Source organism: Streptococcus nidrosiense (assembly GCF_042140045.1).
Classification (GTDB): Bacteria; Bacillota; Bacilli; order Lactobacillales; family Streptococcaceae; genus Streptococcus; species Streptococcus nidrosiense.
Map to the genome: position 1 here is coordinate 950,284 of NZ_CP152419.1, position 17,677 is coordinate 967,960.

16 protein-coding genes are annotated in these 17,677 nt (G+C 40.0%); 11 read left to right on the plus strand and 5 right to left on the minus strand.

The genetic code is table 11. From position 1 onward, the window contains the following. Positions 1 to 16 precede the first annotated feature (16 nt). On the plus strand, positions 17 to 970 hold the full coding sequence (locus AAFQ93_RS04575; protein ID WP_375555723.1) for a class I SAM-dependent methyltransferase: 954 nt from the start codon (positions 17 to 19) through the stop codon (positions 968 to 970). A 50-nt stretch (positions 971 to 1,020) separates the two neighbouring features. Continuing rightward, positions 1,021 to 2,211, plus strand: a complete 1,191-nt coding sequence (locus AAFQ93_RS04580; RefSeq protein ID WP_375555724.1) for an acetate kinase — start codon at positions 1,021 to 1,023, stop codon at positions 2,209 to 2,211. Positions 2,212 to 2,268: 57 nt separating this feature from the next. Here AAFQ93_RS04580 and birA read toward each other — a convergent pair whose 3' ends face one another. Further along, entirely contained in the window at positions 2,269 to 3,204 is a 936-nt protein-coding gene (birA, locus tag AAFQ93_RS04585) for a bifunctional biotin--[acetyl-CoA-carboxylase] ligase/biotin operon repressor BirA (protein ID WP_375555725.1), read from the minus strand. A gap of 210 nt (positions 3,205 to 3,414) precedes the next feature. On the opposite strand from birA, the gene AAFQ93_RS04590 reads away from it, so the two are divergent. Next, the gene (locus tag AAFQ93_RS04590; protein WP_301559063.1) at positions 3,415 to 4,605 is read left to right on the plus strand and encodes an O-antigen ligase; all 1,191 of its coding nucleotides are present in this window, start codon (positions 3,415 to 3,417) and stop codon (positions 4,603 to 4,605) included. A 193-nt stretch (positions 4,606 to 4,798) separates the two neighbouring features. Here AAFQ93_RS04590 and AAFQ93_RS04595 read toward each other — a convergent pair whose 3' ends face one another. Continuing rightward, complete coding sequence (locus AAFQ93_RS04595; RefSeq protein ID WP_375555726.1) at positions 4,799 to 5,347, minus strand: NAD(P)H-dependent oxidoreductase; 549 nt, start codon at positions 5,345 to 5,347, stop codon at positions 4,799 to 4,801. Between the two features lie 260 nt (positions 5,348 to 5,607). Here AAFQ93_RS04595 and AAFQ93_RS04600 point away from each other — a divergent pair, with 260 nt between their 5' ends. The 5 genes from AAFQ93_RS04600 (at position 5,608) to AAFQ93_RS04620 (ending at position 11,069) form a co-directional block, all read left to right on the plus strand. Next, positions 5,608 to 6,096 carry a DUF5590 domain-containing protein gene (locus AAFQ93_RS04600; RefSeq protein WP_375555727.1) on the plus strand — a complete coding sequence of 163 codons (489 nt, stop codon included), beginning with the start codon at positions 5,608 to 5,610 and terminating at the stop codon, positions 6,094 to 6,096. Beyond that, positions 6,093 to 7,271, plus strand: coding sequence for a pyridoxal phosphate-dependent aminotransferase (locus AAFQ93_RS04605; RefSeq protein WP_375555728.1), 1,179 nt, complete (start codon positions 6,093 to 6,095; stop codon positions 7,269 to 7,271). The genes AAFQ93_RS04600 and AAFQ93_RS04605 overlap by 4 nt, the downstream gene beginning before the upstream one ends. A 150-nt stretch (positions 7,272 to 7,421) precedes the next feature. Beyond that, a complete protein-coding gene (gene asnS, locus AAFQ93_RS04610) occupies positions 7,422 to 8,765 on the plus strand; it encodes an asparagine--tRNA ligase (protein ID WP_004252147.1) in 1,344 nt (447 codons plus the stop codon). 269 nt (positions 8,766 to 9,034) lie between these two features. After that, positions 9,035 to 10,231, plus strand: coding sequence for an MFS transporter (locus tag AAFQ93_RS04615; protein ID WP_375555729.1), 1,197 nt, complete (start codon positions 9,035 to 9,037; stop codon positions 10,229 to 10,231). Between the two features lie 70 nt (positions 10,232 to 10,301). Beyond that, the gene (locus tag AAFQ93_RS04620) at positions 10,302 to 11,069 is read left to right on the plus strand and encodes an epoxyqueuosine reductase QueH (RefSeq protein WP_049504710.1); all 768 of its coding nucleotides are present in this window, start codon (positions 10,302 to 10,304) and stop codon (positions 11,067 to 11,069) included. A 265-nt stretch (positions 11,070 to 11,334) separates the two neighbouring features. On the opposite strand, the gene AAFQ93_RS04625 is transcribed toward AAFQ93_RS04620, so the two are convergent. From AAFQ93_RS04625 to AAFQ93_RS04635, 3 genes are all read right to left on the minus strand, one after another. Beyond that, entirely contained in the window at positions 11,335 to 11,868 is a 534-nt protein-coding gene (locus AAFQ93_RS04625; protein WP_000775325.1) for a DUF402 domain-containing protein, read from the minus strand. 88 nt (positions 11,869 to 11,956) lie between these two features. Beyond that, positions 11,957 to 12,733 (minus strand): recombination regulator RecX, encoded by a 777-nt coding sequence (recX, locus tag AAFQ93_RS04630; RefSeq protein ID WP_375555730.1) that lies wholly within the window; start codon positions 12,731 to 12,733, stop codon positions 11,957 to 11,959. A 9-nt stretch (positions 12,734 to 12,742) separates the two neighbouring features. Further along, positions 12,743 to 13,516: an aminoglycoside 3'-phosphotransferase gene (locus AAFQ93_RS04635; protein WP_375555731.1), complete on the minus strand. Its 774-nt coding sequence runs from the start codon at positions 13,514 to 13,516 to the stop codon at positions 12,743 to 12,745. Between the two features lie 55 nt (positions 13,517 to 13,571). Here AAFQ93_RS04635 and rlmD point away from each other — a divergent pair, with 55 nt between their 5' ends. The 3 genes from rlmD (at position 13,572) to AAFQ93_RS04650 (ending at position 17,676) form a co-directional block, all read left to right on the plus strand. Beyond that, positions 13,572 to 14,939: a 23S rRNA (uracil(1939)-C(5))-methyltransferase RlmD gene (gene rlmD / locus AAFQ93_RS04640; protein ID WP_375555732.1), complete on the plus strand. Its 1,368-nt coding sequence runs from the start codon at positions 13,572 to 13,574 to the stop codon at positions 14,937 to 14,939. Between the two features lie 117 nt (positions 14,940 to 15,056). After that, a complete protein-coding gene (tpiA, locus tag AAFQ93_RS04645) occupies positions 15,057 to 15,815 on the plus strand; it encodes a triose-phosphate isomerase (protein ID WP_000087902.1) in 759 nt (252 codons plus the stop codon). A gap of 124 nt (positions 15,816 to 15,939) precedes the next feature. Further along, a complete protein-coding gene (locus AAFQ93_RS04650; RefSeq protein ID WP_375555733.1) occupies positions 15,940 to 17,676 on the plus strand; it encodes an ABC transporter ATP-binding protein in 1,737 nt (578 codons plus the stop codon). Position 17,677: the final 1 nt, after the last annotated feature.

Here is a 17,677-nt window from a genome sequence, read left to right on the forward strand (position 1 = left end):
TTGGTAAGATAAGGGTATGGATTTTGAAAAAATTGAACAAGCATATACCTATTTACTAGAAAATGTCCAAATCATTCAAAATGATTTGACGACAAATTTTTACGATGCCTTGATTGAGCAAAATGGAATCTATCTAGATGGTCAGACAAATCTGGAAGATGTCAAGAAAAACAATCAAGCATTAAAACGATTGGCTCTTCGAAAAGAAGAGTGGTTACGAACCTACCAATTCTTGTTAATGAAGGCAGCGCAAACAGAACCTCTCCAAGCAAATCACCAGTTTACACCAGATGTCATTGGTCACTTGATGATTTTTCTGATAGAGCAACTGTGGCCTGCTGAGAATCTAAGTTTATTAGAGTTGGGGTCTGGGATGGGAATTCTAGGTGCTAGCTTCTTAACGTCCATGAACAAAAAGGTAGATTACCTTGGGATTGAGCTAGATGACCTCTTGATCGATCTGGCTGCAAGCATGGCAGAAGTTATGGATCTGCAAATGGGCTTTGTCCAAGGAGATGCAGTACGTCCACAAGTATTAAAAGAAAGTGATATTATTGTGAGCGACCTCCCGATTGGCTACTACCCAGACGATCAGATCGCTTCACGTTACCAAGTGGCAGCAAAGGATGAACATACTTACGCTCATCATCTATTAATGGAGCAATCTCTCAAGTATCTTAAGACGGGAGGTTATGCTATTTTCCTTGCTCCAACAGATCTTTTGACGAGTCCTCAGAGTGACCTCTTGAAAGGATGGTTAACTGAACAGGCTCAACTAGTCGCTATCATAGCTTTACCAGAGGATCTCTTCGCTCAAGGAGCCCAGTCTAAGACCATTTTTGTTTTGCAAAAGAAGGTGGGAGAAGGGACAGAGCCCTTTGTTTATCCACTTGCTAGTCTTCGTGATCCTGAAATTTTGTTGGAATTTAAGGAAAATTTTCAAAATTGGTGTCAAGAACATGAAATCTAGTATAAATTTTGATATAATAGTTGAAAACGCTTAAAAAAAGGGGAAACATTATGACAAAAACCATTGCAATTAACGCTGGAAGCTCAAGTTTGAAATGGCAACTTTACCAAATGCCAGAAGAAAAAGTACTTGCAAAAGGTTTGATTGAACGCATTGGGTTGAAAGATTCTATTTCTACAGTTAAGTTCGATGGTCGTTCAGAACAGCAAGTTCTTGATATTGAAAACCATACCTTGGCTGTAAAAATCTTACTTGATGACTTGATTCGTTTTGATATTATTAAATCTTATGATGAAATTACTGGTGTTGGACACCGTGTTGTTGCAGGTGGAGAGTACTTCAAAGAGTCTACAGTCGTGGAAGGTGATGTAATTGAAAAAGTTGAAGAGTTAGGTCTTCTTGCTCCATTGCACAATCCTGCGAATGCTGCGGGTATTCGTGCCTTCAAAGAATTATTGCCAGATATTACGAGTGTCGTTGTTTTTGATACTTCCTTCCATACAACAATGCCAGAGAAAGCTTATCGCTATCCTCTACCAACAAAATATTACACAGAAAACAAGGTTCGTAAGTACGGAGCGCACGGTACAAGCCACCAGTATGTTGCTCAAGAAGCAGCAAAACTCTTGGGTCGTCCACTTGAAGAGTTGAAGTTGATCACCTGTCACATCGGTAATGGTGCTTCTATTACAGCTGTTAAGGGTGGGAAATCTGTTGATACCTCAATGGGATTCACTCCACTTGGTGGTGTAATGATGGGAACTCGTACAGGGGATATTGACCCAGCCATCATTCCTTATTTAATGCAATATACAGAGGACTTTAACAAGCCTGAGGACATCAGTCGTATTCTCAATCGTGAGTCAGGATTGATGGGTGTTTCTGGTAAATCTAGTGACATGCGTGATGTAATTGCTGCTATGGAGGCCGGAGATCATGATGCTACTTTGGCTTATGAAATGTATGTTGACCGTATCCAAAAACATATTGGTCAATACCTTGCAGTCCTAAATGGAGCAGATGCTATTATTTTCACAGCAGGTATCGGTGAAAATTCTACTAATGTACGTGAAGATGTTATTTCAGGGATTTCTTGGTTCGGTTGCGATGTAGATCCAGAGAAAAATGTCTTTGGTGCAACCGGAGATATTTCGACAGATGCAGCAAGTGTACGTGTACTGGTAATTCCAACGGATGAAGAATTGGTCATTGCGCGTGACGTTGAACGTTTGAAAAAATAACATATCAAAAAAATCGACCTTCAATAATAAAGGTCGATTTTTTTTGATCTAGTAGAACTACCATTTAGTCAGAGAAACTTCGCCACTATTAAGCCAAATCTTTTCACCGTTTGCTAATTCTATCTGCAGTTGGCCTTGGTCAGAGATGTCACAGGCTTTTCCTGTGATTATTTCTTGATCCTTCTTGAAAGAAATCTCTTTTCCTAAAACGATTGAGCGTTTTTTATAGAGATAGAGGAGTTCATCGGCTTCTGTTTCATAGAAACATTTCCAGATTTCAGCAATCAATTCATTGCGAGTAATAGGAGTATGTTGAGAAAATAAGCTTCCAGCTTTAGTTTGTAGATTCTTGGGAAATTCAGCGATAGAAAAGTTGATCCCGACCCCAATGATAACATCTGTAACGAGTCCAGTTTCGACGGAGGTAATGGCTTCGGTTAGAATGCCAGCAATTTTTTTCTGGTTCAGATAAATGTCATTGACCCACTTGATATCCACGTCGATTAAACTAAGGTTTTTGATAGCCTTGTAGATAGCTCCAGCTGTTAGAAGTGTATAGGCAGGAAGATTCTGATAAGGGAGATTGGGTTGTAGGTGGAGGGACATGTAAATCCCCCCCTTATCAGGTGAGTAATAAGGACGTTGAAAACGGCCACGTCCCATAGTTTGGCTAGTGGAAAGGTAGAGCCTATCCCCTTTGGCACCAGCTTCCATAGCCTCTTTAGCATCAGTTTGGGTAGATTTTGTTGAGGGTTTAAACTGGACAGTAATGGGACTATTCGCTTCGATTTCCTGAGGCAAGATAAGGTCTCCGTCCAGAAGTTTATACCCACGATTTTTGATACTGTCAATCTCCAGTCCCTCTTGCTGGAGACGTTGGATAGCTTTCCATACGGAAGTTCGAGATAGATTTAATCTCTCAGCTATTTTTTCTCCGCTTAGATAATCAGTCTCAGTAATTAGTATTTTATAGACTTCTTGGTAGGATTTCATGCTAGACCCTTTCTGGAATAATTAGATTTATTGTACCATATTTTTAAAAAAGGGATAGCGATTTTCAAGTAATCTTAGCTAACTATAAAATTTTACCCAGTTTTAGTTAGGATGATAGAGGCAAAGAGGTTTTCAAATCGCTTGAAAAATGGTAAAATGTTTTAATAGCTTATTTATCTGAATGTGATATTCAGAAGGAAAGGATCTGTTGTGAAATCAATAGGTGTCATTGAAAAGTTAAAAAGTTTATCAAAACAAGAAGGACTTCTTTTAGGAGTTATTCTGAGTATTTTTCTCCCTTTTTATCTTTTTGTTATTATTTTTATCTCTTACTTACTTTGGTTAGTATATACTGGGGAGATGAAGGGGATCTTGAAACGTCTGTCTCAACACCCTGTTTTGCTCTTTTTTATTGCCTATAGCACTGCAATTTCTCTTCTAGCACAAAATGTGATGGGAGTAGTTTCTTCGGTGGCCATGTTTCTGTTTGCCATCTTCTTTTACTATTATCAATCTCAATTGACTCCTAAATTTTTCAGGTTGACGATTGAAGGGGTTTTAGCCTCAAGTGTCTTGGCAGCAGCTTTTGCAGCCTTGGAACATTTCCAAATTGTAAAGAAATTTGATTATACCTTCCTCTCACCACGAATGCAGGTTTGGCATCAAAATCGAGCGGAAGTTGCCTTCTTTAATCCCAATTACTATGGAATTATCTGTTGTTTCTGTATCATGATTGGTTTTTACCTGATTAGCACAACGAAGTTAAGGTGGTTACGAATCTTTTCTATGATTGCCATCTTTGCTAATTTATTCGGTTTAAACTTTACGCAGAATCGTACAGCTTTTCCAGCCATTATTTTTGGAGCGATTATTTATCTCTTCACAACCATTAAGAACTGGCGTGCTTTCTGGCTTAGTATAGGAGTTTTTGGGGTTGGTTTAGCCTTTCTATTTTCTAGTGATTTGGGTGTTCGAATGGGAACCTTAGATTCATCTATGGAAGAACGTGTTTCTATCTGGAATGCTGGAATGGCCTTGTTTAAGCAAAATCCATTTTGGGGTGAAGGACCGCTAACCTACATGCACTCTTTCCCTCGTATTGGAGCACCTTATCATGAACATGCTCATAGTATTTATATAGATACGATTTTGAGTTATGGAGTTGTTGGTACAGTTCTCTTGGGGATTGCTTCTGCCACTCCAGTACGAATGTTGATTGATATGAGTCAAGTACCTAGTAAGCGTCCTATCCTTGGACTTTACCTCTCTTTCTTGACAGTAGTAGCTGTGCACGGAATTTTTGATTTGGCTCTCTTTTGGCTTCAATCATCCTTTATTTTCCTTTTAGTGATGTGTAGTTTACCACTAAAACATAGTATGATTGATGAATTAGTTGATTAAGAAAAAGGCGGTGGGACAGAAATCGATAGACAAAGTCTCGATTTCGTTGTCCCAGCCCCGCGAGGATGATTAGGAGCTTTTTGGAGTCTAAAAGACGAACAAAAAGTTCAATCAGCTACCGCGTCAAAGTTTTATTGCTAATAAAAAGTGAGGTTGGGATCTTTTGTCCCAACCTCTTCTTTTTTCAATTCAATTATTGAATAGCTTGAACCAAGTCTTCAGCTTGTTGTTTTAGTGAAGTAGCAACACTGTCTTCAAGGACTAGTTTACCATCTACCCAAGCAGAATCATTGATACGAGCTGCAGTGAATTCACCTACAACTTGTGTACGGATGAATGGCAAGAGGTCTTTGTAGATTGCAAAGAGTTGTTCATGACCTGCATTTGCTACTGAAGACACAGTAACAATTTTATCTTGAAGGGCAGATGGACCACGAGTTTCAGATAAGTCAAGAGCGCGTGAAAGCCAGTCAAGCAAGTTTTTAACTGTTCCAGGAATGGAGAAGTTGTAGACTGGAGAGAAAATCCAGATAGCATCAGCAGCCAGAACAGCTTCACGAGCTGCTGCTACAGCTGGAAGAGTTGGAACTTCAAGTTCTTGGTTAAAAAGTGGGATTGCTGAGTAGTCAAGGTAGCTAATCTCAGCTTTTCCTGCAAGAGCTTTTTCGGCTTCTAGCGCCATTTGGTGGTTGAAAGAACCTTCACGAAGTGAACCAACGATAAATAATACTTTTTTAGACATAGGGAGTCTCCTTTATATTTTAATCAGAGCTTTTTCTGTTGTTATAAATGATGTTACAACAAAATGAAATCATTTGCAAGAAATTTGCCCAGAAAATAAAATCGATGATAGTCAAGATTATTTTTAGGAGTAGAGATTATGAAAAGTCTGTGAAATCAATGATTCAAGCGTCATATATTTCTGTTATAAGAGAAGTTCCGAGCCAAATCCTCCTCCTTTATTCACTTGTAATTCACTTGGATAGATGGTAAAATAGACGAGTGAAAATGAGACAGAAAAAAGAAAAAAATTCCTTATTATTTCAGTACGGTATTGGTATGACCCTGCTGGCACTAGTTGTGACTTCTTCCTTTCTCTGTTTGGTGTGGTTTAGCATGAAGCCTTATCAAACAGCAAAGGTAGAAGGGGAAAAGCTTGCCAAGCAGTATGCGAATCTAGAAACGGTCAGTCAGGTTGATTTCTTCAATGGTTTGGAAACTTATTATAGTGTCCTTGGCCAAGACAAGAATCAAAAGCCAGTAGCTGTTTTAATTGAGAAAAATAGTAAAAAAATCTATGTGTATCAACTAGAAGGTGGCACTTCACAAGAAAAAGCAGAAGCAGTTGTCAGAGAAAAAGGAGCAACTGAGATTGACACGATTACCTTTGGACGGTATGCTGGTAAACCCGTCTGGGAAATCAAGTCTGGTGGAGACTACTATCTAGTGGATTTTGAATCTGGTGCCCTAATCGAAAAGGAGAAACTATGAAATTATCTAAACGTGTCTTAGAAATGGAAGAAAGTGTCACTCTGGCTAGTGATGCAAGAGCAAAGAAGTTAAAAGCTGAAGGAAAAGATGTTCTTTTCTTAACTTTAGGTCAGCCCGATTTTCATACTCCTGAAAATATTCAAGATGCCGCTGTTGCAGCCATTCGAGATGGACGTGCTTCTTTCTATACGGTAGCTTCAGGTTTGCCTGAGTTAAAAGCAGCAGTCAATACCTATTTTGAACGATATTATGGATATTCTGTGGCAGCTAATGAGGTCACTTTTGCGACTGGTGCCAAGTTCTCCCTTTATACTTTCTTTATGGCTGTGGTTAATCCTGGAGATGAGGTCATTATTCCAACACCTTACTGGGTTAGCTATGGAGATCAGGTTAAGATGGCAGAAGGTGTTCCAGTCTTTGTCCAAGCCAAAGAAGACAATCACTTTAAAGTAACTGTGGAGCAATTAGAAGCAGCTCGCACAGATAAGACCAAGGTTTTGGTTCTTAACTCACCATCTAATCCGACTGGGATGATTTATTCTCGTGAAGAACTCTTGGCCATTGGAAATTGGGCTGTTGAACATGATATTCTCATCCTAGCAGATGATATTTATGGACGCTTGGTCTATAACGGTAATGAGTTTGTGCCAATCTCTAGTCTATCAGAAGCCATTCGCAAGCAAACCATTGTCATTAACGGTGTATCAAAAGCTTATGCCATGACAGGTTGGCGGGTGGGTTATGCAGTAGGTGATCCAGAAATCATCGCTGCCATGAGTAAACTAACAGGTCAAACGACTTCAAACCTGACTGCGGTATCTCAATATGCAACGATTGAAGCGCTAACTGGACCGCAAGACTCTGTAGAAACCATGCGTCAGGCTTTTGAGGAACGTCTCAATACCATTTATCCTCTCTTGTGCCAAGTCCCTGGTTTTGAAGTTGTCAAACCACAAGGAGCCTTCTATCTCTTCCCAAATGTCAAAAAAGCTATGGAGATGAAAGGTTATAGCGATGTAACAGAATTTACAACGGCTATTCTTGAAGAAGTTGGTCTGGCCTTGATTACAGGAGCCGGATTTGGAGCACCAGAAAATGTTCGTCTCAGCTATGCGACAGACTTGGATACCCTTAAAGAAGCCATTCGTCGTTTGCACCAATTTATGGAAAAATAAGAAGTTAAACCTCCGTCCTTTTGGCGGAGGTTTTTGTAGCTAAAAACTTATGAATTTCTGTCAAACTAGCTAGCTATCAGGCATTATTTGTGGTACAATAATGAGTAATAATGTCTTTGGACAAGTTAAACGAAAAAAGGAAGATAAATGATGACAAAACGTGTAACAATTATCGAAGTAAAAGATTACGTTGGTCAAGAAGTCACTATCGGTGCTTGGGTTGCCAACAAATCAGGAAAAGGAAAAATTGCCTTCTTGCAATTGCGTGACGGAACTGCCTTCTTCCAAGGCGTGGCTTTCAAACCAAACTTTATCGAGAAATTTGGTGAAGAAGTAGGTCTTGAAAAATTTGATACGATCAAACGCCTAAGCCAAGAAACTTCTGTTTTCGTGACAGGGATTGTCAAAGAAGACGAACGCTCAAAATTTGGTTATGAGTTGGATATTACAGACATCGAAGTGATCGGTGAATCTCAAGATTACCCAATTACTCCAAAAGAACACGGAACTGACTTCTTGATGGACAACCGTCACTTATGGCTCCGCTCTCGTAAGCAAGTAGCGGTTATGCAAATCCGTAACGCTATCATCTATGCAACTTATGAGTTCTTTGACAAGAATGGCTTCATGAAATTTGATAGCCCAATCCTTTCAGGAAATGCTGCAGAAGATTCTACAGAACTTTTCGAAACAGACTACTTTGGAACACCAGCCTACTTGAGTCAATCTGGTCAGCTCTATCTTGAAGCAGGTGCTATGGCTTTAGGTCGCGTCTTTGACTTTGGTCCAGTATTCCGTGCAGAGAAGTCTAAGACTCGCCGTCACTTGACAGAGTTCTGGATGATGGATGCTGAGTATTCATACTTGACGCACGACGAGTCACTTGACTTGCAAGAAGCTTATGTTAAAGCGTTGCTTCAAGGTGTTCTAGATCGTGCTCCACAAGCCTTGGAAACCTTGGAGCGTGATATAGAGCTCTTGAAACGCTACATTGCAGAGCCATTCAAACGCATTACTTACGATGAAGCGATTGATCTCTTGCAAGATCATGAAAATGATGCAGATGCTGACTACGAACATCTTGAGCATGGAGATGACTTTGGTTCACCACACGAAACTTGGATTTCAAACCACTTTGGTGTACCAACCTTTGTGATCAACTATCCATCAGACATCAAAGCTTTCTACATGAAACCAGTTCCTGGGAACCCAGATCGCGTACTTTGTGCAGACTTGCTTGCGCCAGAAGGTTACGGAGAAATTATTGGTGGTTCCATGCGTGAGGAAGACTACGATGCCCTTGTCGCTAAGATGGAATCACTTGGAATGGATCTTACAGAGTACGAATTCTACCTTGACCTTCGTAAATATGGTACAGTACCACACGGTGGATTTGGTATCGGTATCGAGCGTATGGTAACCTTCGCAGCAGGTACAAAACACATCCGTGAAGCTATTCCATTCCCACGTATGTTGCACCGTATCAAACCTTAATAACTATAAAAACGCCGTCTGGCGTTTTTATACTCTTCGAAAATCTCTTCAAACTACGTAAGCTTCACCTTGCCGTATATATGTTACTGACTTCGTCAGTTCTATCCACAACCTCAAAACAGTGTTTTGAGCAGCCTGCGGCTAGCTTCCTAGTTTGCTCTTTGATTTTTATTGAGTATTACTTTAAATGAAAGAGGTGGAGAAAATGTAGGCAACTTTAAGTAAGTCTTTTAGAAAAACTCATATTATATATTGAAAGAGAGAAAACGATGTTTAAAAGAACTTACAAACGCAATATTCCACTCTTAGCAGGTCTGGAATTCACTTCTTATTTTGGAATCACCAGTTTTTGGATTTTATTTTTCATTCAAAATGGTCTTTCCTTACTTCAAATCGGTCTACTAGAAAGTATCTTTCACGGTACAAGTCTCTTGTGTGAAATCCCGTCTGGTATGTTGGCTGATCGATTTAGCTACAAGACCAATCTCTATTTGGCTCGCCTGGCTAGTATTGTGTCCTCTATCTTGATTTTGTTTGGTCAGGGGAATTTTTGGATTTATGCTTTTGCTATGATGGTCAACGCTTGGTCCTACAATTTTGATTCGGGGACTAGTACCGCTTTCTTATATGATTCGGCGGTTGAAGCGGGTCAAAAGGACCGATATCTTCAGATTTCTAGCTTTTTATCTGGTGTGGCAGAAGTCACCCGAACCCTAGGTACAGTTGTGGCAGGCTTCTTTATTCACGGAGCACTTGCCTGGACCTATCTGATTGCTATAGGATTTTCATTTCTGTCTATAATCTTGATTTATTTGATGAAAGAACCAATGGCTAAGAGAGAGAAAAATGAATTCTTAACCTTTAAAATGATTGTCCAGCAAGTTCGTAAAGAATGGAAGGAAAAACCAGTACTTTTTTACTGGATGATGACTTATCAGCTAGTCGGGACACTCATGTGCATGTTTTACTTTTATTATCAGCAGAAAATAAGTGACTTAGCAGGATGGCAGGTATCGCTGGTCATGCTGATTGGTAGTGGCTTAAATCTTATAGCAGTTTATGTAGCTAGTCAAATTGGTAAAAAATGGAATAGCAATCGAGTTTTTCCGACTCTTGTTGCACTAACGGGCTTGGCCTTGTTGTTGGTGTTTTTAGGAACCCCCTTTGCTTTTCTTCTTGTATATCTTTTAACTGATACACTTTATGCAGTTTATCAGCCTATCTATTTCAATGACTTACAAGGTTATTTACCTTCCAGTGTAAGAGCAACTATGCTTAGTATCAATTCCATGCTCTTTAGTCTTTCCATGATTGTCATATTTCCACTGACAGGTTGGTTGATCGATCGTTGGGGTCTTGTAGCGGTCTTTTTAGTTCTAGGTCTTATCTTGCTTTTCATTTATCCTATATTAATAATCAGTCTGACAAGGATGGGCAAGCTATTAGATAAGGACTTAAAAACTTAGTAAAGCACGAAAACCTATTTGCCCAAAGGATCATCCTGTGGTACAATAGCAAGAGGAAAAGGAGAAGAGTATGATCGATGTAGAAGAAATTCTAAGTAAGATGAATCCCAATCAAAAGATCAACTATGACCGTGTCATGCAAAAGATGGTTCAAGTTTGGGAAAAAAATGAAGAAAGGCCAACCATTCTCATGCACGTCTGTTGTGCTCCTTGTAGCACCTATACTTTAGAGTATTTGACCAAGTATGCAGATGTAACCATTTATTTTGCTAATTCAAATATCCATCCTAAAGCTGAGTATCACAAGCGTGCCTATGTAACCAAGAAGTTTGTCAGTGATTTCAATGAGCGAACAGGCAATCATGTCCAATACCTAGAAGCACCCTATGAACCCAACGAATACCGTCAGCTGGTCAGAGGTTTGGAAGAAGAACCTGAAGGTGGCGATCGCTGCAAGGTTTGTTTTGATTATCGTTTGGACAAGACAGCGCAAGTGGCTATGGACTTAGGCTTTGACTACTTTGGTTCAGCCCTAACCATCAGTCCTCACAAAAATTCACAAACCATCAATAGTATCGGGATTGATGTACAGAAAATCTACACCACTCATTATCTTCCGAGTGATTTTAAGAAAAATCAAGGCTATAAACGCTCTGTAGAAATGTGTGAAGAGTACGACATTTATCGCCAATGTTATTGTGGCTGTGTCTATGCCGCTCAAGCTCAAAATATTGACTTGGTACAGGTCAAGAAGGATGCAACAGCCTTTATGGTAGATAAGGATATCGAAAAAGACTATTCGCATATCAAGTTCACTGTTACAAAATTAGATATTTAGATGAAAACCTGCCTCAAGGCAGGTTTTTTACTAGGGAAAGGTGATGGAGAGAAATCGATGGACTAATCTATGAATTCCTAGTCCATGACTCGCGAGCCTTCAATAAACTAGTTGAGACTTAAGATTTGTGGATAAACATGAAGTTTAGGTCAAAAGTGTTTTTTGGAATTTAGAAGGCTGATAAACAGTTCAATTAGTCGCTACTCAAAGGCTCGTTGAAAATCAAAAAACGAGGTCAGGATTTTAATCCTGACCTCTGACAACTTTACCGATTCTTTAGTTCTACGTAGCGTTTGTACCAAATGTTGACATAGGCTTCTGAGAAAGGACCTCGCTCATTGTTAATCCAATCAACAAGAATCTTAACATGCTCTTTCAGAATATAGTCTAGATCAGAAGAATACTTCATTTTTCGCTTATGTCGTTCATACTCCTCAACGTCCAAGAGGCGTTTTTCACCATCTGTAAAAACTTTAACATCCAAATCATAGTCAATGTATTTTAAAGCTTCTTCATCCAGATAGTAAGGACTTGCCATATTGCAGTAGTAGGAGATACCATTTTCACGAATCATAGCGATAATATTAAACCAATATTTCTTGTGAAAGTAAACAATAGCCGGTTCTCGAGTCACCCAACGACGACCGTCACTTTCGGTAACAAGTGTGTGGTCGTTGACGCCGATAATAGCGTTCTCTGTTGTTTTTAGTACCATGGTGTCTCGCCAAGTACGGTGGAGACTCCCATCATGCTTATAACTTTGAATTGTAATAAAGTCGCCTTCTTTTGGAAGTTTCATAACTAACCAACTTTCTACAATTTATAAGTTTATCGTTTACTATTGTATCACATTTTTGTTTAAAGTTCTTAGTTTTTTCATGAAAAAATTAAAGATATTCTCTGAGGGCGCTGGCTATATCCGAAAAATCATAACCTTTTCTAGCTAAAACTTGGGTCAAACGTTGTTTCAGTTCGTATCCTTCATACTTTCGTGAGTATTTTGGGTATTGTTTATCGAGCTCTTTAAAAATCAGCTCTTGGACAGTTTCTTCATCGATCTGGTTATCAAGTTGATTAAAGGCAGCCTTGGCTTCTGAGTAGGAAAAACCTTTGTTGGTCAGATTTTGGATAATCTTGTCCTGTAAGGCGCGGGCTGGCAATTTTCCCTGATATTTTTTCAGTAGTTTTTCAGCTGTGCGCTCTGCGACTTCCGTCATATCAAATTCTTGTAAGACTTCTTGGATGATAGACTTAGCAACGCCTTTTTGAGAAATCTTCTGCATCAGCAAATAGCTTCCCTTATCTCCCGAAAGCTGATTGGAATTGATAATAGCTTGTGCATATTGGCGGTCATTGATCCAGTTGTCGTCCTTTAGAGACTGAATGACTTGTTGAATGATTTTCTCATCAATTTCATGTTTGGCAAGATAATCTCTAACTTCTTTTTCAGTACGGGCCTTGAAGGATAAGTGGTAGAGAGCTAGATTTTTACTGTAGGAAAATTGCGCAAAGGATTTAATCTCAGTTAGTTCCTCAGCTGAAATCTCTTTCCCTTTTGTCAACATAAAGCGAACAATGGTATCCTCAGTAATGTAGCAGGTTTGGTCGCTATCAAGTTCGAGCAGATAGAGTCTTTTTTTCTTTTCAAGTTTTGTGATTTTCATATTTTCCTCTTACCCAAATGCTTCAAAGGCAGCAACGAGTCGAAGTTTGTTGCTATCAACCAGCTCTCTCCCGTAACAGTCGAGAAATAGTTCAGCATATTTGGGATCTTTTAAGTTGTAATTGAGGGACCAAATAGCCCAAAAGAGATCGATATGCCGGTCACTGAAATCAGCCAAACCAAGATCAATAAAACAAGAGAAGTGGTCAGCATCTTTTAGAATAAAGTTTGGTAGACAAGCATCCCCGTGAATAAAGGCATCTGTTTCTAAAAGGTGCCCTTGTTCTTGGATGACTTGGAAGGCCTCTTCGCGACTGTTAATTTGGAATTGGGGTAGGAGCGCCTTGGCATAGAACTCCCCTTTTTCATAGTTTTTAAAGGCTCTTTCTTTATAGGCTTTTAAATGATTTTCTGATGGAAAATTGTGTGGGTTTAAGTTGTGAAGCTTTTTAAGAGCCTCTGCCATTGTTCGGCAGATTTTTTCTGGCTGGTCTAAAAAAGCGAGAGCATCATGACCAATAGCCTCTTTAGTCAGGAGGTAGTCTTTATCCGCAGATACATAGTCGATAACTGGAGTTCCTATTCCCTCTTGTTCAAACCAACTCGCAATGCTAGCTTCTCGCTCTAATCTTCCCTTTTGATCAATTTTTAAATAGTAACCTGAATCAAGATAGAGAACTCTTGCGCCTGAATGAGAAGAGCTGTCCGATAGGTTTGCCTCCTCTATATAAGTTCGTAATTGCTCAGGAAAATCCAATGAGGAAAAAGATATCTTTGTATTCATGGTTTTATTGTAACATATTCTTAACCATTGAGAAACTACGTGGTATAATAGACTTATGAATCTAAAAGTCAAACAAAAAATTCCATTAAAAATCAAGCGCATGGGGATTAACGGGGAAGGAATCGGATTTTACCAGAAAACCCTCGTTTTTGTTCCAGGAGCCCTCAAGGGAGAAGATATCTATTGTCAGGTGACTTCGGTTAAGCGTAACTACGTTGAGGCTAAGCTGCTTGAGGTCAATAAAAAATCTAAGTTTCGAGTAGTCCCAGACTGTACGATTTATAATGAGTGTGGTGGCTGTCAGATTATGCACCTACATTATGACAAGCAGTTGGAGTTCAAGACGGATCTCCTCCATCAAGCTCTGAAGAAATTTGCACCTGCAGGCTACGAAAACTTTGAAATCAGACCAACTATTGGCATGCAGAAACCAAAATATTATCGGGCCAAACTACAATTTCAAACACGAAAGTTTAAAGGTCAAGTCAAGGCAGGTTTGTATGCTCAGAATTCCCATTATTTGGTCGAGCTAAAGGACTGTCTTGTTCAAGACAAGGAGACACAAGCAATTGCCAATCGCATTGCTGAACTCTTGACTTATCATCAGATTCCGATTACGGATGAACGGAAAATTCTTGGAGTTCGGACCATCATGGTTCGTCGAGCACGGAAAACTGGGGAAGTCCAGATTATCATTGTGACCAATCGTCAATTGAATCTGACTCAATTTGTGAAAGACCTAGTCAAGGATTATCCTGAAGTAGTGACTGTCGCAGTCAATACCAATACGGCTAAAACTAGTGAGATTTATGGGGACAAGACAGAGATTATTTGGGGGCAGGATAGTATACGCGAGGGTGTCCTAGACTATGAATTTTCTCTATCACCTCGAGCTTTCTATCAGCTCAATCCTGAACAGACTGAGATTCTCTACAGTGAAGCGGTTAAGGCCTTGGATGTGACTGAGAATGACCATCTGATTGATGCCTATTGTGGTGTTGGGACCATTGGTTTTGCTTTTGCTAAAAAAGTCAAAAGTTTGAGAGGGATGGATATTATCCCAGAAGCTATTGAGGATGCCAAAGAAAATGCTAAGCGTATGGGTTATACCAATACTCACTATGAAGCAGGGACTGCAGAAGAAATTATTCCTCGTTGGTACAAGGAAGGCTATCGTGCAGATGCTTTGATAGTAGACCCGCCGCGTACAGGTTTAGATGATAAGCTCTTGGATACCATTGTCAAATACGCTCCTGAAAAGATGGTTTATGTATCCTGTAATGTGTCTACCTTGGCGCGTGATTTAGTCCGATTGCTAGAGGTTTATGACCTGCATTATATCCAGTCCGTTGACATGTTTCCACACACGGCTAGAACAGAAGCAGTGGTCAAATTAACGAGGCGCAAGCCAGCTTTCAAATAGAAATGGCGACTGGAAAGTTTTTGAAAAGAAGACTTCTAGTTACAGAGTAAGATTTGCAAGCTATCTATAAATATGATAAAATAAGTAGAAAATAAAATGAAAAAAGAGGTATGTGAAATGTCACGTAAACCATTTATTGCTGGTAACTGGAAAATGAACAAAAACCCAGAAGAAGCAAAAGCATTCGTTGAAGCTGTAGCATCAAAACTTCCTTCATCAGACCTTGTTGAAGCAGGTATCGCAGCTCCTGCAGTTGATTTGACTACTGTACTTGCTGCTGCTAAAGGTTCAAACCTTAAAGTTGCTGCTCAAAACTGCTACTTTGAAAATGCTGGTGCTTTCACTGGTGAAACTAGCCCACAAGTTTTGAAAGAAATCGGTACTGACTACGTTGTTATCGGTCACTCAGAACGTCGTGACTACTTCCACGAAACAGACGAAGACATCAACAAAAAAGCAAAAGCAATCTTTGCTAACGGCATGCTTCCAATCATCTGTTGTGGTGAGTCACTTGAAACTTACGAAGCTGGTAAAGCAGCAGAATTCGTAGGTGCTCAAGTTTCAGCTGCTCTTGCTGGATTGACTGCAGAACAAGTAGCTTCATCAGTTATCGCTTATGAGCCAATCTGGGCTATCGGTACTGGTAAATCAGCTTCACAAGACGACGCACAAAAAATGTGTAAAGTTGTTCGTGACGTTGTAGCTGCTGACTTCGGTCAAGAAGTAGCTGACAAAGTACGTGTTCAATACGGTGGTTCAGTTAAACCTGAAAACGTTGCTGAATACATGGCTTGTCCAGACGTTGACGGAGCTCTTGTTGGTGGTGCATCCCTTGATCCAGAAAGCTTCTTGGCATTGCTTGACTTTGTAAAATAGTCTTTAAATATCTGAGACAGACAGTTCCCTCTCTCGAGGTTTTGGCTGCCTGTCTTCTTTTTAGTAAAATGGCGTGCGAAAGCACGCTCTTTTCTGCATTTTAGAAGAAAAAGAAAGGAGAATTATGCTTTATATTTGGTCTTATCTCAAACGCTATCCCAAGTGGTTAGTGTTAGACTTTCTCGGGGCAATTTTCTTTGTCATTGTCAATCTAGGTTTACCAACAGTTTTAGCCCGCATGATTGACCAGGGAATAAACCAAGGTGACCAGGATAAACTCTATTTTTGGGCCATCATCATGTTGGTTATTATCGTCTTGGGAACATTTGGGCGGGTTGTTCTAGCTTATGCTGCTAGTAAATTGACCACGAATATGGTTAAGGACATGCGGGATGATGTCTATGCTAAGCTGCAAGAGTATTCTCATCACGAATATGAACAAATTGGTGTGTCTTCACTAGTCACTCGTATCACCAGTGATGCTTTTGTTCTCATGCAGTTTGCAGAGCAGACGCTTAAGTTGGGTGTTATCACTCCCATGATGATGCTGTCGAGTATTCTCATGATTTTCTTGACCAGTCCTTCACTAGCCTGGATTGTGGCTTTTTCCGTTCCTTTTCTAGCTGTAGTAGTCATTTATGTGGCGGTCAAAACGCGTCCCTTATCTGAAAAACAACAGAAAACTTTGGATAAGATTAACCAGTATGTCCGTGAGAATTTGATGGGCTTGCGTGTCATACGTGCCTTTGCTCGTGAAGACTTCCAAGAAAAACGTTTTGAAGAGAAAAATGCTATCTATGCGGACAATTCGAATCGTTTATTCAAATTGACAGGTTTGACAGAACCGCTATTTGTGCAAATCATTATCGCTATGATTGTGGCTATCGTTTGGTTTGCCCTTGATCCCCTCAAGCACGGCAGTTTGCAGATTGGTGATTTGGTAGCCTTCATCGAGTATAGTTTCCATGCTCTCTTGTCCTTCCTATTCTTATCAAACCTCTTCACCATGTATCCTAGAACAGCTGTATCTAGTGAGCGTTTGAAAGAAATCATGGATATGCCAATTTCCATTGATCCAAACGAGGGTGGAATTCAAGAAACAGAAACTCATGGTTATTTAGAATTTGATAATGTGACCTTTGCCTATCCTGGGGAAACAGAAAGCCCTGTTTTGCATAATATTTCCTTCACTGCTAAACCGGGAGAAACCATTGCATTTATCGGTTCAACTGGGTCAGGTAAGTCTACTCTAGTTCAATTGATTCCTCGTTTCTACGATGTTACGCTAGGGAAAATCAAGGTCGATGGTGTTGATGTCCGGGATTACCGTCTCAAATCACTCCGTCAGAAGATTGGATTTATTCCACAAAAGGCCTTGCTTTTTACTGGGACTATCGCAGACAATCTCCGTTACGGGAAAGAGGATGCCAGTCATGAGGACTTGCACCAAGCAGCAGATGTGGCCCAAGCCAAAGACTTTATCGAAAGTCGAGAAGAAGGTTTTGCGACGCATCTGGCAGAAGGCGGAAGCAACCTATCAGGTGGTCAGAAACAACGTTTGTCGATTGCACGAGCAGTCATCAAGGGTCCAGATATCTATATCTTTGATGATTCTTTCTCAGCCTTGGACTACCGTACAGATGCTATTTTGCGCCGTCGTCTCAAGGAAGTGACACAAGATGCTACGGTATTGATTGTTGCTCAACGTGTTGGAACTATCATGGATGCTGACCAGATTATCGTCCTTGATAAGGGTGAAATTGTTGGTCGTGGGCGTCATGAAGAATTGATGGAAACCAATGACATCTATCGAGAAATTGCTGAATCGCAGTTGAAAAATGCGTCTCTAACAGAAGAATAGG

Excerpts from the sequence above, each read along its gene's own strand:
- tpiA (WP_000087902.1), top strand. The coding sequence starts at position 15,057 with ATGTCACGTAAACCATTTATTGCTGGTAACTGGAAAATGAACAAAAAC.
- recX (WP_375555730.1), bottom strand. The coding sequence starts at position 12,733 with ATGAAAATCACAAAACTTGAAAAGAAAAAAAGACTCTATCTGCTCGAA.
- AAFQ93_RS04625 (WP_000775325.1), bottom strand. The coding sequence starts at position 11,868 with ATGAAACTTCCAAAAGAAGGCGACTTTATTACAATTCAAAGTTATAAG.
- AAFQ93_RS04635 (WP_375555731.1), bottom strand. The coding sequence starts at position 13,516 with ATGAATACAAAGATATCTTTTTCCTCATTGGATTTTCCTGAGCAATTA.
- rlmD (WP_375555732.1), top strand. The coding sequence starts at position 13,572 with ATGAATCTAAAAGTCAAACAAAAAATTCCATTAAAAATCAAGCGCATG.
- AAFQ93_RS04650 (WP_375555733.1), top strand. The coding sequence starts at position 15,940 with ATGCTTTATATTTGGTCTTATCTCAAACGCTATCCCAAGTGGTTAGTG.
- AAFQ93_RS04595 (WP_375555726.1), bottom strand. The coding sequence starts at position 5,347 with ATGTCTAAAAAAGTATTATTTATCGTTGGTTCACTTCGTGAAGGTTCT.
- AAFQ93_RS04575 (WP_375555723.1), top strand. The coding sequence starts at position 17 with ATGGATTTTGAAAAAATTGAACAAGCATATACCTATTTACTAGAAAAT.
- asnS (WP_004252147.1), top strand. The coding sequence starts at position 7,422 with ATGACAAAACGTGTAACAATTATCGAAGTAAAAGATTACGTTGGTCAA.
- AAFQ93_RS04580 (WP_375555724.1), top strand. The coding sequence starts at position 1,021 with ATGACAAAAACCATTGCAATTAACGCTGGAAGCTCAAGTTTGAAATGG.
- AAFQ93_RS04605 (WP_375555728.1), top strand. The coding sequence starts at position 6,093 with ATGAAATTATCTAAACGTGTCTTAGAAATGGAAGAAAGTGTCACTCTG.
- AAFQ93_RS04620 (WP_049504710.1), top strand. The coding sequence starts at position 10,302 with ATGATCGATGTAGAAGAAATTCTAAGTAAGATGAATCCCAATCAAAAG.
- AAFQ93_RS04615 (WP_375555729.1), top strand. The coding sequence starts at position 9,035 with ATGTTTAAAAGAACTTACAAACGCAATATTCCACTCTTAGCAGGTCTG.
- birA (WP_375555725.1), bottom strand. The coding sequence starts at position 3,204 with ATGAAATCCTACCAAGAAGTCTATAAAATACTAATTACTGAGACTGAT.